Genomic DNA, 1216 nt, shown 5'->3' on the forward strand with positions numbered 1-1216 from the left:
GATTAATTACTCTTCCGATTTAAAAAGAACCAGCCTTAAACCATCTTCTTCAATCGGTATTCTCCTGTTTCTGCCGTGGGTTTGAAAATCAAATCCGGACTCTGTGTTGGTGGCCCAGGCCATGGCCACGTTGCCATCTTCAGCCAGCGCATTAATTTGCTCCCAAATCATTTCCCTGATTCTTATAGAGACATCACCAACGTACACGCCTGCCCGAATTTCCAGAAGCCAGACAGCCAACCTGCCTCTCAATCTCGGTGGCACATTTTCAGTCACCACAACCAACATACTCATTTCAACTGCTCCTATGGCCTGTGTCACCAATAGAAACAGGCTCAGGAATCGCCGGTGGTTGTGCATCATCCGGCGGTGGAGGTGGCGTAATTTCTCCTGCCGCCAGAATCTCTTCAATAGAGGGAATGATCTTTTTCAGAAGTCGTGTTTTACGGAAACTGTCACGACAGGCGATACGTACATCCCTGTCCGGGTTATGGGTACCCTTGGCAGCAATCTGAAACGCGACAGGCACCACTGTTTCAAATTTGAACAGGTCAGCAATGTCATACACAAATGCTTTGGGCTTGCCAGAATGAATAAATCCGATCGCAGGGGCATAGCCCGCCGCTAATACCGCCGCCTCAGTAACGCCATAGAGGCAGGCTGTAGCGGCACTTAAACATTTGTTGATGGTGTCGCCTGATTCCCAATCCTTTGGGTCATAACTTCGCCCCTTCCATTCCACACCGTATTGTTTTGCCATCAGCTGATACGTTTTCCTGACCCTGGCACCTTCGATCCCTCTCAGTTGATCCACTGAACGACGAGAAGGGGCAGGCTCACCAAAACGAAACTCGAACATCTTGCGAACGACTTTAAGTCTCAGTTCTTCATCCAGAGCCAGTTTTGCCTGATAGAGCAACTTATCTGACCTTGCACCGCCCGGCTGTCCGGCCGAGTAGAGTCGAACACCGGACTCACCCGTCCAAATCAGCAATGTCCCGGTCGTTGCCGCCAGTTTGACGGCAGCATGGGACACCCGTGTACCTGGCTCGAGCATAATACAAACGACAGAACCCACAGGAATATGCTTTCTGTCACCTTTGACTTCATCAACCACAACAAAAGCGCCATCACGGACATCTATCCGGCCTTTGCTGACAAACACCATGGACATCCGATCTTTGATTGGGATGGGTTTTAGTGGGATAAACGACAT

General features: G+C 49.9%; 2 protein-coding genes. Both read right to left on the minus strand.

Annotated elements, in window-relative coordinates; all coding sequences use genetic code 11:
* Nucleotides 1-6: 6 nt before the first annotated feature.
* Nucleotides 7-294 carry a type I-E CRISPR-associated endoribonuclease Cas2e gene (cas2e, locus tag KDK19_RS18940; protein WP_257275562.1) on the minus strand — a complete coding sequence of 96 codons (288 nt, stop codon included), beginning with the start codon at nucleotides 292-294 and terminating at the stop codon, nucleotides 7-9.
* A 1-nt stretch (nucleotide 295) separates the two neighbouring features.
* A partial coding sequence (cas1e, locus tag KDK19_RS18945; protein WP_257275563.1) for a type I-E CRISPR-associated endonuclease Cas1e occupies nucleotides 296-1216 on the minus strand: 921 nt, incomplete at its 5' end.

Source organism: Endozoicomonas sp. ONNA1, from assembly GCF_024606325.1.
Taxonomy (GTDB): domain Bacteria; phylum Pseudomonadota; class Gammaproteobacteria; order Pseudomonadales; family Endozoicomonadaceae; genus Endozoicomonas_A.

Bases quoted from the DNA above. Each gene is read 5' to 3' on its own strand.
- cas2e (WP_257275562.1), bottom strand. From the start codon at position 294: ATGAGTATGTTGGTTGTGGTGACTGAAAATGTGCCACCGAGATTGAGA.